The organism is Ruegeria sp. BI11, from assembly GCF_056538005.1.
In genome coordinates, this window is sequence record NZ_JBQFSM010000020.1 from 21,218 (window position 1) to 34,766 (window position 13,549).

A 13,549-nucleotide genomic window follows, 5' to 3' on the forward strand; every position below is an offset into this window, starting at 1 on the left:
GCAAAGGAACGTGAGTAGACGGAAGCATAGCTAAACGTTACCTCCGTTTTGGCACTGCATTTCCTCCTTTGGCAGCCTTTACGGCCGCACGTGCGCGGTTCTTCTTGCTAGTGGGTTTGCCTTTAGGGGGTGGGGGTCCCTTGGCCGCGCTGCTGCGCGGTTTGGAAGGCACGTCCCTGCCTCCTTTGGGCTCAGCTTTTGACTGGCCCGTGGCATTGGACGCCGAAGGTTTCCGTTTTTTCAGAGGTGTCTGCACAACATTGTCGGCATCTTTCGCCCTGGGCTTTTTGCCCGCTGATTTTGGGGCTTTGCGGTCTTCAGGTTTTGGCTTACGGCGCCGGGGTTCCGGCGCATCATTCCAATCAATCGGGGTCGTGTCCGCCTTGCGGTGACGTGGCTTTCCTTTGGGTGCGCGATCTGGTTTTGGTCGCTTAAAAGCCGGGATGTCCGGTGCCGCATCAAGGCGGGTGATATCTTTGGACCCTTCAATTTTCATTTCAGGACCAATGGCCGCCAGAAAACCGTCGACGGCAACCTCGCGAATTTCGATGTAGGACAGATCATCCGCAATGCGGATCGCACCGATATCGTCTTTTGCTATCTTTCCGGCTTTGCACACCATTGGCAGCAAATGCCGAGGAGACGCATGCTGGTTGCGCCCTTCCGAGAGTGAAAACCAAACACTGGGACCGAACGCTGCCTTGGTTTTGGTCTTATCGACCTGTACCGCGCCCAGTTCTTCCGGAGCAGAGTGGCGCTCTTTATACTGGCGCAAATAGGCTGCAGCGATCTGTTGGGGTGTAAATTGTTCGACCAATTGTTCAACGGTCGGGCGTTCGCTTTCGGAGATGTCAGTCAGCCAATCCTCTGATGCAAGCATACGTTCATGGTCCCGCTCATTCACAGCATCTACCGAAGGGGCAGAACCCCAATCGGCCGTCAGTTTGGCGAACTTCAAAATACGTTCCGCCTTTTTTCGGGACGAAGGCACAACGATCAAGGCGCTTACACCTTTTCGCCCAGCACGACCGGTGCGGCCTGAACGGTGCAAAAGGGTCTCGTGGCTGTTGGGCAATTCGGCATGAACGACCAAATCAAGATTTGGCAGGTCAATCCCTCGGGCCGCGACATCGGTCGCCACGCAAACCCGGGCACGCCCATCGCGCATCGCCTGCAGCGCGTTGGAGCGTTCGCTTTGGGTTAATTCACCGGATAGAGCCACGACTGAAAAGCCGCGGTTCGACAGACGCGCGGTTAAACGCGACACCATCGCGCGAGTGTTGCAGAAAACAATCGCGTTGGGCGCTTCATAGAAACGCAAGACATTTATGATCGCATTTTCACCATCACGTGCGGCCACCATCATAGCGCGATAGTCAATATCGGCATGCTGGGTTCGCTCGCTTACGGTCGAGATACGCTCAGCATCGCGCTGATAGCTTTGGGCAAGCTTCGCAATCGCGTTTGGAACCGTGGCAGAAAACAGCAAGGTCTGACGGCCCGCAGGTGTTTCATCCAGAATAAACTCCAGATCTTCGCGGAACCCCAAATCCAGCATCTCATCGGCTTCGTCCAGCACGACCGCCCGTACTTGGGTCAGATCGATGGAGCCGCGCATAATATGGTCGCGCAACCGCCCCGGAGTGGCAACAACGATATGCGCACCACGCGCCAAGGCACGGCGCTCGTCGCGCATATCCATGCCACCTACACACGAGGCCAGAAACGCGCCCGCGTCGGAATAAAGCCACCCGAGTTCACGTTTCACCTGCAATGCAAGTTCCCGCGTTGGTGCGATGATCAAAGCCAGAGGTGCCCCGGACTCACCAAAAGTATCACCGTCGCCCAGCAAAGTTGGGGCTATTGCCAACCCAAAGCCGATCGTCTTGCCCGATCCTGTTTGCGCGGATACTAACAAGTCCCGGCCTTCCAGTTCAGGTTGGGTGACTGCTTGTTGAACTGGAGTCAGAACATCATAGCCCTTACGGGCAAGCGCATCTGCGATGGTTTTTTTCACGGCGGAAATTCTCTGTATGGGACAGACTGTGCAGCTGTGCAGGCTTGCAATCGGCGCATCGTCCGAGGTTAAAGACAGCCCTTTATCGGGGTGTACTCGGTTTGTATAGACACAGCTTCGTTGTAGACCCGAAAATTGGCTTGAATCCGCGGGTCGAGGGGATTTGTTGCGAGATTTCAAATGCGGTGAATCGTTTCAGCGATCAAGCCAAGGTTAAGCAAGCAGTTTGGCAAATTGTTTAAAACCAGTCACCTTTGATCAACCAGAAAAGGACGTAGTATCCTTCAGTAGCTGTATGAACGTTTTACCAACAAGATTTGGTTCTTCACCTCGCCCTCTGACCAGTTTGATTTCTGACTTAAGGTCGAACATGCCATCTCCGACCGAACGCAATCTTCCTGCGCGAACCCAGATATCAGCGAGACCTTCTGGCAAATAACCGATGTATTTACCGGTTAAAATCAGCATGGCCACGCCTTCGATCTGATGTGCACTTGCATTGGACGGCAGGCCGCTCGAAACCGGGGCCACCTGATCTTCATTCAGATAGGCGCGTTTGCAGTAATTTGCTTTGGGCAGCAGATTTTCAACATCCTCCGGGGTGGTTGCATCGAATAATGGGTGCCCTCGGGCGCAATACAAACCAATTTTTTCGGTGCCCAAAGGTTCGTAGATCAGACCAGGTTTATGTCTGTGAAACACACCTACGCCCAAAGAAACTTGCCCGTCCTGAACCGCGATTTCGATATTGTCCGGTGATAGCGAATGAACTTCGATAGACACATCCGGAGCGATTTGGGTAAATCGCGTAAGCGCCCTCATGATAGGTGTGTCGTCGCTGTGTACCCAGTTGTCGATGGCAGCCACGGACAGACGGCCCACAAGTTTGCCTCGTGTTCCGGCAACGACTTCACCAAAGTGTTCCAGTGACGCAAAAAGCTTTTGTGATGCGGAATAGACGATCTCGCCCTTGTCAGTCAGGCGAAATCCTTTGCGTCCTCGCTGGCATAATCTTATGCCCAGCCGCGTTTCCAGATCGGAAATCTGCCGCGAAATAGTCGAAGCAGAGACGTTCAACGCAATTTGCGCTGCTGAAAACCCTCGGGATTCAACCACAACGGAAAACACGTAAAGCAAGTGCACATCAGCTTTGGACAAACTCGGAGGCAGCATGGCAAGACAATACTTGTAAAGTTATGCAAGTATAGTCCCTGAATTTGCTATTTACCTAAACTTTGGCTCGCGACACCCTTTGCTGTGAAAACTCTTAGGCAGGAGATCACACATATGGATAGCAGCGCCTTCCCGACCCGCAAATGGGGTATCAATAACGACTACACCAAACTGACTGATGTATTGTTAGGTAAACCTGAATATTTCAAATGGGTCGAAGCCGGGCCTTTGATCGGGCGCACACTCGCCAATGCAGAAAAGACCGGCCACACGTTCGATTTACAATTGGCGATGAAACAGCATTCCGAAATGGTCTCGATCTACGAGGAGAACGAAGTTACATGCCATTACCTTGACAGTGACGAGGTTTTGCATCGCAATTTCTTTGCGCGCGACAGTTCGGCCATGACGCCGTGGGGTGCCCTAATCTGCCATATGCAGTTGAAATGCCGCCGAGCCGATTATGCAACCGCTATCAAATTCTATCAGGAAAACGATATTCCGATTTGGAAATTTGCCACTGCTGGTCACTTTGAAGGCGGCGATTTCAACATTATTGAACCCGGCCGAGTGCTGATCGGGTATTGCGGTGAACGGTCCGAGAAAGAAGGCTCTGAACAGGTTGCCGAATTCGTTCGCGCCGAAGGGTGGGAAGCCGTAGTCGCCCCGATCAGCCGCGAATTCGTTCACATGGACGGTCTGATCGTACCTTTGGCTGAAAAGCTTGCGGTGGCTTGCATAGACGCGATGGAGCCATGGTTGGTGGATATTGTCAGAGGGTGGGGAATCGAGATTGTCGATGTCTCTTATCGCGAGGCAAAGAACTTAGGTGTCAACCTTGTTGCGCTTGGTGAAGGTAAGGTCCTGTCCATGGCTGGGGCTACCGACCTGAACGCCAAGATGCGTGCCATGGGGTTCAAGGTTTACGATCCGGACATGTCCATGTTTACACTGGGCGGCGGCGGCGTGCATTGCCTCAGTCAGGCCTTATGCCGCGAGGACGCTTAACCAGAAACATGCGGATAATCAGCGAGCGAAACGGGCAGGACTCCAGATGTAGAACTTCATCGAAGCCGTTTCGACACCTTTACAGGTAAACAAAACCAAAGCGTTCCTCGATCGGCTTGAGAATCCGTCTTCCGGTTTCATTCTGACGAAAGGATATGGCCATCAATTGCACGATCCGGCAGCAGGCTTGAACCGACCTCAGCCGCGGCGCGCATGGCTTGGGCAAACAGTGTCACATCGATATTGGTGGCCACGAAAGTCGCACCGAGTTCCAGACACTTTCGCTGCATTTGAAGATCAAGCGTCAGAATACCCGCTGCCTTGTCGGCAGCGACAATACGGGTGATGGCGTCCAGAACAGCCTCGGCCACCTCAGGGTGACCAGCATTGCCGATGTGGCCCATATCGGCTGCCAGATCCGAGGGGCCAACAAAGACACCATCCACTTCGGTCGTCAGGATGTCGTCCAGTGCCTGTAGCCCGATCCGGTTTTCTACCTGCACCAAAAGACAAATCTGTTCATCTGCAGTTTTCAAATAGTCCGGGATCGCTGCAAAACGCGACGCCCGCGCCAGGGCCGAACCAACACCCCGCACCCCGTGCGGCGGATATCGAACAGCTCGTACCAATTCTCGCGCCTGATCGCCGCTTTCGACCATCGGCACCAGAAGGTTCTGTACGCCAGCATCAAGGTATTGCTTGATTATCCAAGTCTCGCCAATCGGCAGCCGTGCGACTGGCGCGCAGTCCGCTGCTTCGATTACTCGCACCTGTTCCAGGACCGAGCGTAGGTCATTTGGGGCGTGTTCCCCGTCGACCAACAGCCAGTCGAACTGCGCGGTCGCTGCGATTTCAGTCGCATAGGCGTTGGCCATCCCAATCCAGCACCCAATCTGCGGGTTTCCGGCCTTCAGTGCTGCTTTGAACGTGTTCCGTGGCGCAGGCATGAACGCTCCTTTAAGCAAAGTTGATATCGACCGAACCGAACGGCCCGAAATCCGCGTGGATTTCCGTTCCAGATGGGCATTCAACCGGTCGGATGAAGCTGCCAGACAAGATCACTTGACCGGGCTCGATGCTCTGGCCGTATTGGGCCATACGGCGGGCCAGCCAGACGACGCTTTCAACAGGATCGTTCAGAACACCCGCACCTAAACCCGTTTCCTCAATCTCACCATTGCGGAAGGTCAACGCGCCAACCCAACGCAGGTCGAAGGCATCAACGGCGTGGCGTTCCTTGCCCAATACGATACCCGCATTGGCGGCGTTGTCGCTGATCGTATCGAACACGCTGCGTGCCTTTCCGGTCTCGGGATCAAGGCGCTGAATACGGGTGTCGAGGATTTCGATCGACGGAGCCACATAGTCCGTCGCAGCGATGATATCCTCGCAAGTCACCGAGTCGCCACCGACAGCGGATTTCATGACAAAGGCAATCTCGGCCTCGATCCGGGGTTGGATAAAGCGATCCACCGGAACGGTACCACCATTTTCAAACGCCATGTCATCAAACAGAATACCGCTGTCGGGAATGTCGATATTCAATGCGTATTGCATCGCCTTCGAGGTCAACCCGATCTTCCAACCGATCACCTTGCGCCCGGCCGACAATTTCTGACGATAGATTTCGTTCTGCACCTCGTAGGCATCGTCCATCCCCATCTCGGGGTGACGGAGAGTCAACAGGCCGATCTGTTCACGGCTTTGTTCTGCCTGCAGCAAATCTGCAGCAGCGCGGGCGTGATCCTCGGGTGTCATACCTGCTCGTCCTCGATGGTGTTACGCAGGGTGCCGATGCCATCGACCGAGATTTCCACCACGTCGCCAGGGGCCAGATACTTAGGCGGGTCGAACCGAGCGCCCGCCCCTGTCGGCGTACCGGTGACGATGATGTCTCCCGGCTGCAGGGTCATGAAGGTCGAGATATATTCAATCTCGCGCCGGATCGGAAACATCATACGGTTCAGAGTGTCGTCTTGACGCAACTCGCCATTCACACGAGTCTGGATGCGAGCATCATCCAGTTGCGCAGCATCGGTGAAAGGCACCAACCATGGACCAATGGCACCGGTATTGTCCCAGTTCTTGCCCTGCGTCACGTTGAACTTGGCGTGGCGTACCCAGTCGCGGATTGTGCCCTCATTGCACAATGTCAACGCGGCGATATGGTCATAGGCGTCGTCCTGAGAAATCCGCCGCCCGGTCTTGCCGATCACGATGGCTACCTCGCCTTCGTAGTCCAGTGTGTGGTTCTCCGGCGGGCGGATCAGCGGGCGGTCATGGCCGGTAAAGCCACTGGCAAAGCGGGGAAACAGCGACATGTATTTCGGTTGCGCGCTGCCATCTTTGTATTCCGCGTTGCGGTCAGGGAAATTCACGCCAACGCACAGGATGCGACGCACGTCGGGCATCACCATCTCGTAGGTGAACTCTGCATGGGTCACAGACTTACCCTTGGCAGCCTCAGCCAGCTTGTCGAATGCTCCTGCGGCAATCACTTCGTAAAGGCTGCTATGATCAGGGAATTCGTCATTCAATTCGATTGCACCATGGTCGGTGATCGCACCGAAAAAGGTAGCACCATTGGCGGTATAGGTCGCAAAGCGCATCAGGCCTCCTCGGCGGGCTCGATCCCGCCCATGCACAGGTATTTGAGTTCCATGAAATCATCTAATCCGTGACGCGAGCCTTCTCGGCCTAGGCCAGACATCTTGACCCCGCCAAAAGGTGCTTCGGCGGTTGAAATCAGACCGGTATTGATGCCGACCATCCCGTATTCCAGAGCTTCTGAAACACGCCAGACACGGGCCATGTCGCGCGAATAGAAATATGAGGCGAGCCCAAATTCGGTATCGTTTGCAGCGGCGACAACCTCTGTTTCGGTCTCGAATCTAAATAGTGGGGCAACGGGGCCAAATGTCTCTTCGGTTGCAACCGCCATGTTCGATGTTACGCCGGTCAGGATGGTGGGTTCGAAGAAAGTACCCCCAAGCGTGTGTGGCTTACCTCCCAGAGTAATCTGCGCGCCTTTCGAGGTGGCGTCTTCGACATGTTCGGTCACTTTTTCGACGGCGGCGTGGTCGATCAGCGGGCCAAAGATGATGCCTTCATCAAACCCGTTTCCGGTGGGCAGAGTTGCAACTTTGGCAGCCAGCTTTTCAGCAAAGGCGTCATAAACCCCGGCCTGCACATAAATACGGTTGGCACAGACACAAGTTTGACCGTTGTTGCGAAACTTCGCGATCACAGCACCCTCGACAGCGGCGTCCAAATCGGCGTCATCGAAAACGATAAAAGGCGCGTTGCCACCCAGTTCCAGCCCCAGTTTTTTGATCGTCGGGGCACATTGCGCATAAAGCATTGCACCAATTTCGGTCGAGCCAGTAAAGGTCAGTTTCTGCACGATCGGGCTCGACGTCATTTCGCCACCGATTTCACGCGCCGACCCGGTAATGACCGAGAACAAGCCCGCCGGTAGTCCGGCACGGTCCGCCAGAACCGCCAGCGCTATGGCTGAGAATGGAGTCTGACTGGCCGGTTTCAGCACCATCGAACACCCGGCGGCGAAGGCCGGACCAGCCTTGCGGGTGATCATTGCGTTGGGAAAGTTCCATGGCGTGATAGCGGCGATCACACCGATGGGCTGCTTTATTGTGATGATCCGCTTGTCAGGTGCATGGCCGGGCGTGACATCTCCGTAGGCACGGCGGGCTTCTTCGGCGAACCACTCGATGAAACTGGCACCATAAGCGATCTCGCCCTTGGCTTCGGCCAGTGGTTTACCCTGCTCGGCGGTAAGGATAGCACCAAGATCGTCCTGATTTTCTATCATAAGATCGTACCATCGACGCAGAACCTGACTGCGCTCTTTGGCGGTGCGCTTAGCCCAGTCTTTCTGGGCGCGCTGTGCATCGGCAATCGCTTTGGCGGCTTCGGACGAACCCAGGTTGGGAACCCGACCGATGAGATTGCCAGTGGCCGGGTTGGTCACATCCATCGACACCGAAACCTCGGACGCGTTTACCCACTGGGACCCCACCCGTGCAGCTTCCACAAGCAACGTGGGATCATTTAGACGCAATTCGTTCATTTGATACGTTCCTGATTTCCGGTCTTAGACCGAAAAGCTGATATTTGCCTGGCCTGTTCCAGAGCTGCCGAAATACGGAGTGTAGATGTCGATTTCGCCCTTGTAGCTACCCCAACCCAGGGCACCGAACAGCAAGGCGGTATCGTTCATGGCGCATTCACCGGTGCATTTCTTGGCATAGTCAGGCAACAGCTCCAGAAACTCTTCGAACCGTCCCTGTTCCCAAAGCTCCAGCACACGCAGATCCATCTGTCGATTGAACTCGCCATTCACCGCGTTCAGCCCATCAACCGAGCGTTCGTTCGGCGTAAAATCATGACTTAACGAACCCGAGGCCAACACAGACACATTGCGGTCAGAACGACGAATGCCTTCGGCAATCGCCTCACCCCAGACCCGGTTTTCCGCGATGGAAGAGAACTGGTTCACCGCCACAGGCAGCACCCGCGCGTTTACACCTTCATTGATGAAATGCATGGGCAACAGGGTACCATACTCCATGCCCATATCGGGATGCGAATGGCCCAAGGCCCGCTCTCCACGCTCGCGTAGAACTTCGAGAATTGTTTCCCCCAATTCATGGTCACCACGGTAATCGAACTCCATATCCGCCAGCATGTGTGGCAGTTCATGGCTGATGAAGCGGCCTTTGTGGTGTTTTTTCGTGTTCAGGTGAAACCCCTGATTGGTGATCCAGTGGGTGTCAAAGATAATGAACGTTTCGACGTTGCGGTCGATTGCGTCCTGACGCAGTCGCGCATAGCCATCGATGGCGGGTTGCCGGATGCCTTTGTATTTCGGCATCGTGTGGGACATCCAGATGCTGGGCACATGCGTGATCTTCGCGGCCTGTACAATCTTTCCCATCGCAGTTCCTCCTCGTGTATGGTGACGACCCCGACGCGGGGCTGACTGACCGACCCTACTTCCCCAATTGCATGATCTTGTGCTGACCCGTGGCGAAGCCGATGTGTTTTTGCTCCATGTAGAACTCAAAGCTCCAGTCGCCGCCGTCCCGGCCAATGCCCGAGGCCTTGACCCCACCAAAGGGCGTTGGCAAATGGCGAACATTTTCCGAGTTCACCCAGATCATTCCTGCCTCAAGCTTATCAGTAAATCTAAGCGCGCGGGTCAGATCGTTCGTCCAGACATAACCAGTCAGCCCATAAGGGGTGTCATTGGCAATCCGCAAAGCTTCTTCTTCCGTTGAAAATGGGATCGACGTCAGAACCGGACCAAAGATTTCCTCGCGTGCGATGCGCATGTCGTTGTTGGCGTTGGTGAACAGGGTTGGTCGGACAAAATAGCCTTCATCGCCCAGTTTTTCGCCACCGGCAGCGACCGTTGCGCCATCTTCCCTGGCGATATCGAAATAGCTGCTGACTTTGTTATAGTGCTCTTCGGTCACAAGCGGGCCGATTTCTGTTGCAGGGTCTAGCGGATGGCCAACTTTGATGTTGTTTACCCGCTCAACCAGCTTGGCCTCGAATTCTTCCTTGATGCTGTCCTGCACCAGCAGCCGCGAGGACGAGGTACACCGCTCACCATTGATCGAGTAGATCATGAAGATCACAGCATCCAGCGCGCGATCCAGATCGGCATCGTCAAACACGATGACGGGATTCTTGCCGCCCAACTCCAGATGCATCCGCTTAAGCGTATCTGCCCCTTGCTTAGTGATGATACTACCGGTGCGGCTTTCACCGACAAAGGCGATCGCCTTGATCAACGGATGCTCGGTCAGGGCCTTGCCGGCATCAGGACCAAAGCCGTTTACCGTGTTCAGAACGCCTTTAGGCAGTCCGGCTTCTTCGGCGATTTCCACCAGCAGTCGCGCGGATAAAGGTGAATCCTCCGCCGGTTTATGAACCACGGTGCAGCCTGCGGCCAACGCCGGAGCGATCTTCCAGGTCGATAGCATGAAAGGCGTGTTCCAAGGGGTGATCACACCAACCGGCCCGATAGGAACACGTGTGGTAATGTTCATCAGAGTAGGTGATTTCAAATGTTGACCGTCGCGGGCCTGCACCACTTGATCTGCAAAAAAACGGAAATTCTCAGCACCACGCAGCGCCGCTTTGGACATGAAGCGCAAGGTCTGACCCGTATCCCAGCATTCGCAAAGCGCAATCTCTTCTGCGCGAGCCTCAATCGCGTCAGCCACGTTCAGCAGAATTCTGCGGCGTTCGGTGGCGGGCAAATCGCGCCACTCGGCAAAGGCCGTATGGGCGGCTTCGGCGGCTGTATTGATGTCACGCGCGGTGCCATGTGCAACCTCGCAAATAACGGACTTGTCCACTGGAGAGATCGATTGGAACACTCCGGCCTCACCGCTTTGGTCCTCTCCGGCAATACGATTCATGATGCCAGTTTGTTTGAACCGAGCCAGGAAACCTGACAGCTTTTCGATATTTGTATCCAATGCTCTCATGGGTCAGGTCTCCTGCGTAGTCGCAGCCAAATGGTCACGGATTGTACCGGTTTTGGGCGACAGGTCTGGGTCGATGTCGCGCATCTCAACCGAGAACGCGATGGAATAGTTTGCAAAGGCCGGGGTGAGATATGCTTTGACCGCATCAAAGACACGCTGCGTTGCGTCCCGCTTGACTTTGTCAGTGCGTCCCGCGCGCAAACGTATCGAGATGTCGATGAAACCGTGCTGGGGGTTGCCGTCGGCGATGGCATAATGATCAACACGCGTGGCGCGAACCCGAATGCCGGGCATAGGAAAGGTATCAATCGTAGCAGCCGTTGCACGGATACATTCGCACAAACCACTCATGTCGACCTTGTCTTCCAGGTTTCCGGAATAATCGACGTGGAAATGCGGCATGGTCTCTCCTCCATTTAATTAACATGTTTAGTATATTGAGCGCCCGCAGTCAAGAACTTGCTTTGTTAATCTTTGCATTTCCTGAAAGGGCGACTAGAAAAGGCATCATGAACACTCAGAGCTTTACCAATAGCACCTCCAGGTCCCTTCCGATTGCGCTGCTACGTGCGCGTGAAACCGTTATGGCGCCGATCCGGGATATGTTGCAGGGCATTCAGTTGACTGAACAGAAATGGCGTATCCTGCGCACACTGGACGAGTTAGGGGAAGTGGAGCAAAGCACCATCGCCCATGAGGCCTGCCTGCTTTTGCCCAGCCTGACCCGAATTTTGCGAACGATGGAGGCCGACGGCCAGATCAGCCGCCGTCAAGACAGCCAGGACAAGCGGCGCACTATGGTGACAATCACCGATGAGGGACGTCAGATTCTGGAAAACAATTCTGCGACTTCACGAGCCATCTACGACACGATCGAGGCGCAAATGGGTCAGGAAAAGTTGGGAAACCTGCTGGATCTGCTTGAAGAGCTACAGGCCGTTAAAATCTGACCTCACCCGGTTTGACCCCATTTGATCCAGATCATAACGTTGCGTGTGCAACAAAATATGTTGGCAGCAGACGAGGTGATAGAATGAATCTTGAAACCTATTTTCCCTATCAGCTTGCATCCACAGCTGAGGCTTTTTCGCGCCAACTAGTTGAGGTGTATGGCCGTACCTACGGACTATCGCGTGAGGAATGGCGTCTGCTATTCCTATTGGCCGGTGCGGGTCAATTGAATTCCCAGGAACTGGCAAAACGCACGACCCTGGACAAGGTTCAGGTCAGTCGTGCAGCGACCCGGTTAGAAAATAAGGGCCTGATCGGCCGCGCAATTGCGGATAACGATCGAAGATTGCGTCAATACACCTGCACCAAGGCGGGACAATCGCTGTTCAATGAAGTTTTCCCGGCCGTTCAGAATTGTGCAGACTCGATTCTGGGACACATGAGCGATACGGATATGCGCAAACTCGAAGACGGGTTGCGTGCTCTGGAACGTGCTGTTGTGGAATATGGACAGGAACGAAAAAACAAAGCCGGTTAACGCGGGCTGTTATCTGGATGGGCATCCTGAAACGCCGGGATCTTATCCAGCCCGTCCTTGATCCGAGCAATCTTAGGGTAGCCAGACAAATCAACGCCCCACCTTTGCGCATTGTAAAGCTGAGGTATCAGGCAAACATCGGATAGAGTGACACTGTCACCATAAGAATATGGGCCACCCTGAACCATTTCTTCGTAGGCCGCCAACCCCTCGCCGATAAAGTGCTGCATCCATCCATTCATCGAAATCTGTTTTCCCGATTGCTCGACAGCCCATTTTGCAACCCGAAGGTTGCACACAGGATGGATTTCCATGGCCACCGCATAAGCCAAGGCCCGCACCTCGGCGCGGTGCAAAGGGTTTGACGGCAGAAGGCCCAAGCCTCTGCTCTCATCAATATACTCGATCTGTGCCAGTGACTGAGTAAACCTGTGCCCGTCAATTTCCAATACCGGTACCAATCCCTGCGGGTTCATGGACAGATGGAATTCAGACCGCTGTTCAGCTTCCAACAGGTTTACTATGACTGTTTCCCAGGTTTCCTGTGCAAGACCAAGGGCGATCCGAACCCGGTAGCTGGCCGAAGAACGCCAATAGTCATAGAGTTTTATCATTCATTCGTCCGACAATAAATCGAGGGCTGCCTGCAGTGTCTTCTCGGAATCACCAAGTTTTGCCTCAAGGCTGGATTGAAATGACATCGCAATTGGGACCAACTGACTAAGAAGATCGGCACCCTCTTTTGTCAGATTCAATTTAAGAAGACGACGGTCATTAGGGTCCACGTCCTTGGAGATCAGGCCACGGGCTTCAAGCCGTGCCGCCGCCCGGCTGACCTTTGACTTTTCCAAGCTAACCCGTTTTTCAATGTCCCGAACAGACGGATTTTCAGCATATCCAACATTCACGAGGACACGCCATTCGGGAATAGAGATTCCAAACTCATGCTTATATTGCTTGGCCATTTCAGCACTCAGATGTGCGCCTAACACTGTAAACCGGTATGGTAAGAACCCCTCCAGGTTGAACTCTGGCAAGTTTTTTGTGCTCATAAAGCGGTTTCCTTTCTGAGTTAAAGAATCCAGATTATCGTTGCATTTGCAACAAAAATATTGACAACGTTGCAAACGCAACGAATATTTACGTCAAGCGCGCTGTCGACTAGAATCGCCTGAATAGGAGGCCCGAATGAATGAAATCGCACGGCATAGTGGATTGACTATCGCGGGTGATGGAGTGTCCATTTCAAAGGGCTACTTGCCTGGTTTTGGGAATGATTTTGAGACTGAGGCGTTGTCTGGGGCTTTGCCGCAGGGGATGAACAGCCCTCAGCGGTGTAAT

Annotated in this window: 15 protein-coding genes; 4 read left to right on the forward strand and 11 right to left on the reverse strand. The window is 54.2% G+C overall.

The window, feature by feature from the left end:
* Positions 1 to 37 precede the first annotated feature (37 nt).
* A complete protein-coding gene (locus ACR0DT_RS23840; RefSeq protein WP_480713159.1) occupies positions 38 to 2,017 on the reverse strand; it encodes a DEAD/DEAH box helicase in 1,980 nt (659 codons plus the stop codon).
* A gap of 258 nt (positions 2,018 to 2,275) precedes the next feature.
* Positions 2,276 to 3,190 carry a LysR family transcriptional regulator gene (locus ACR0DT_RS23845; RefSeq protein ID WP_480713160.1) on the reverse strand — a complete coding sequence of 305 codons (915 nt, stop codon included), beginning with the start codon at positions 3,188 to 3,190 and terminating at the stop codon, positions 2,276 to 2,278.
* A gap of 114 nt (positions 3,191 to 3,304) precedes the next feature.
* On the opposite strand from ACR0DT_RS23845, the gene ACR0DT_RS23850 reads away from it, so the two are divergent.
* A complete protein-coding gene (locus tag ACR0DT_RS23850) occupies positions 3,305 to 4,198 on the forward strand; it encodes a dimethylarginine dimethylaminohydrolase family protein (RefSeq protein ID WP_480713161.1) in 894 nt (297 codons plus the stop codon).
* A 137-nt stretch (positions 4,199 to 4,335) separates the two neighbouring features.
* Here the strand turns inward: ACR0DT_RS23850 and ACR0DT_RS23855 are convergent, their stop codons facing one another.
* The 7 genes from ACR0DT_RS23855 to ACR0DT_RS23885 are packed head-to-tail and all read right to left on the reverse strand — an operon-like array spanning position 4,336 to position 11,121.
* Positions 4,336 to 5,145, reverse strand: coding sequence for an aldolase/citrate lyase family protein (locus tag ACR0DT_RS23855; RefSeq protein WP_480713162.1), 810 nt, complete (start codon positions 5,143 to 5,145; stop codon positions 4,336 to 4,338).
* Between the two features lie 10 nt (positions 5,146 to 5,155).
* Positions 5,156 to 5,956 (reverse strand): 2-oxo-hept-4-ene-1,7-dioate hydratase, encoded by an 801-nt coding sequence (hpaH, locus tag ACR0DT_RS23860; protein WP_480713163.1) that lies wholly within the window; start codon positions 5,954 to 5,956, stop codon positions 5,156 to 5,158.
* Positions 5,953 to 6,807, reverse strand: coding sequence for a fumarylacetoacetate hydrolase family protein (locus ACR0DT_RS23865; RefSeq protein WP_480713164.1), 855 nt, complete (start codon positions 6,805 to 6,807; stop codon positions 5,953 to 5,955). Before ACR0DT_RS23865 ends, hpaH begins: the two co-directional genes overlap by 4 nt.
* On the reverse strand, positions 6,807 to 8,288 hold the full coding sequence (locus ACR0DT_RS23870; protein WP_480713165.1) for an NAD-dependent succinate-semialdehyde dehydrogenase: 1,482 nt from the start codon (positions 8,286 to 8,288) through the stop codon (positions 6,807 to 6,809). Before ACR0DT_RS23870 ends, ACR0DT_RS23865 begins: the two co-directional genes overlap by 1 nt.
* A 24-nt stretch (positions 8,289 to 8,312) precedes the next feature.
* On the reverse strand, positions 8,313 to 9,155 hold the full coding sequence (gene hpaD, locus ACR0DT_RS23875; protein WP_480713166.1) for a 3,4-dihydroxyphenylacetate 2,3-dioxygenase: 843 nt from the start codon (positions 9,153 to 9,155) through the stop codon (positions 8,313 to 8,315).
* 55 nt (positions 9,156 to 9,210) lie between these two features.
* A complete protein-coding gene (gene hpaE, locus ACR0DT_RS23880) occupies positions 9,211 to 10,719 on the reverse strand; it encodes a 5-carboxymethyl-2-hydroxymuconate semialdehyde dehydrogenase (protein ID WP_480713167.1) in 1,509 nt (502 codons plus the stop codon).
* A gap of 3 nt (positions 10,720 to 10,722) precedes the next feature.
* Entirely contained in the window at positions 10,723 to 11,121 is a 399-nt protein-coding gene (locus ACR0DT_RS23885; protein ID WP_480713168.1) for a 5-carboxymethyl-2-hydroxymuconate Delta-isomerase, read from the reverse strand.
* Between the two features lie 107 nt (positions 11,122 to 11,228).
* On the opposite strand from ACR0DT_RS23885, the gene hpaR reads away from it, so the two are divergent.
* Together hpaR and ACR0DT_RS23895 are read left to right on the forward strand one after the other, a co-directional pair.
* On the forward strand, positions 11,229 to 11,669 hold the full coding sequence (gene hpaR, locus ACR0DT_RS23890; RefSeq protein ID WP_480713169.1) for a homoprotocatechuate degradation operon regulator HpaR: 441 nt from the start codon (positions 11,229 to 11,231) through the stop codon (positions 11,667 to 11,669).
* A gap of 83 nt (positions 11,670 to 11,752) precedes the next feature.
* The gene (locus ACR0DT_RS23895) at positions 11,753 to 12,208 is read left to right on the forward strand and encodes a MarR family winged helix-turn-helix transcriptional regulator (protein ID WP_480713170.1); all 456 of its coding nucleotides are present in this window, start codon (positions 11,753 to 11,755) and stop codon (positions 12,206 to 12,208) included.
* Here the strand turns inward: ACR0DT_RS23895 and maiA are convergent.
* Together maiA and ACR0DT_RS23905 are read right to left on the reverse strand one after the other, a co-directional pair.
* A complete protein-coding gene (gene maiA, locus ACR0DT_RS23900) occupies positions 12,205 to 12,822 on the reverse strand; it encodes a maleylacetoacetate isomerase (RefSeq protein WP_480713171.1) in 618 nt (205 codons plus the stop codon). The genes ACR0DT_RS23895 and maiA overlap by 4 nt on opposite strands.
* Entirely contained in the window at positions 12,823 to 13,260 is a 438-nt protein-coding gene (locus ACR0DT_RS23905; protein WP_480713172.1) for a MarR family winged helix-turn-helix transcriptional regulator, read from the reverse strand.
* 136 nt (positions 13,261 to 13,396) lie between these two features.
* On the opposite strand from ACR0DT_RS23905, the gene ACR0DT_RS23910 reads away from it, so the two are divergent.
* Positions 13,397 to 13,549, forward strand: a 153-nt coding sequence (locus ACR0DT_RS23910) for a homogentisate 1,2-dioxygenase (protein WP_480713173.1), incomplete at its 3' end; no start/stop codon positions are given.

What these genes read in the sequence shown, in the direction of transcription:
- hpaD (WP_480713166.1), bottom strand. Translation starts at nt 9,155, where the DNA reads ATGGGAAAGATTGTACAGGCCGCGAAGATCACGCATGTGCCCAGCATC.
- ACR0DT_RS23895 (WP_480713170.1), top strand. Translation starts at nt 11,753, where the DNA reads ATGAATCTTGAAACCTATTTTCCCTATCAGCTTGCATCCACAGCTGAG.
- ACR0DT_RS23845 (WP_480713160.1), bottom strand. Translation starts at nt 3,190, where the DNA reads ATGCTGCCTCCGAGTTTGTCCAAAGCTGATGTGCACTTGCTTTACGTG.
- hpaR (WP_480713169.1), top strand. Translation starts at nt 11,229, where the DNA reads ATGAACACTCAGAGCTTTACCAATAGCACCTCCAGGTCCCTTCCGATT.
- ACR0DT_RS23855 (WP_480713162.1), bottom strand. Translation starts at nt 5,145, where the DNA reads ATGCCTGCGCCACGGAACACGTTCAAAGCAGCACTGAAGGCCGGAAAC.
- ACR0DT_RS23885 (WP_480713168.1), bottom strand. Translation starts at nt 11,121, where the DNA reads ATGCCGCATTTCCACGTCGATTATTCCGGAAACCTGGAAGACAAGGTC.
- ACR0DT_RS23865 (WP_480713164.1), bottom strand. Translation starts at nt 6,807, where the DNA reads ATGCGCTTTGCGACCTATACCGCCAATGGTGCTACCTTTTTCGGTGCG.
- hpaH (WP_480713163.1), bottom strand. Translation starts at nt 5,956, where the DNA reads ATGACACCCGAGGATCACGCCCGCGCTGCTGCAGATTTGCTGCAGGCA.
- ACR0DT_RS23870 (WP_480713165.1), bottom strand. Translation starts at nt 8,288, where the DNA reads ATGAACGAATTGCGTCTAAATGATCCCACGTTGCTTGTGGAAGCTGCA.
- maiA (WP_480713171.1), bottom strand. Translation starts at nt 12,822, where the DNA reads ATGATAAAACTCTATGACTATTGGCGTTCTTCGGCCAGCTACCGGGTT.
- ACR0DT_RS23905 (WP_480713172.1), bottom strand. Translation starts at nt 13,260, where the DNA reads ATGAGCACAAAAAACTTGCCAGAGTTCAACCTGGAGGGGTTCTTACCA.
- ACR0DT_RS23850 (WP_480713161.1), top strand. Translation starts at nt 3,305, where the DNA reads ATGGATAGCAGCGCCTTCCCGACCCGCAAATGGGGTATCAATAACGAC.
- hpaE (WP_480713167.1), bottom strand. Translation starts at nt 10,719, where the DNA reads ATGAGAGCATTGGATACAAATATCGAAAAGCTGTCAGGTTTCCTGGCT.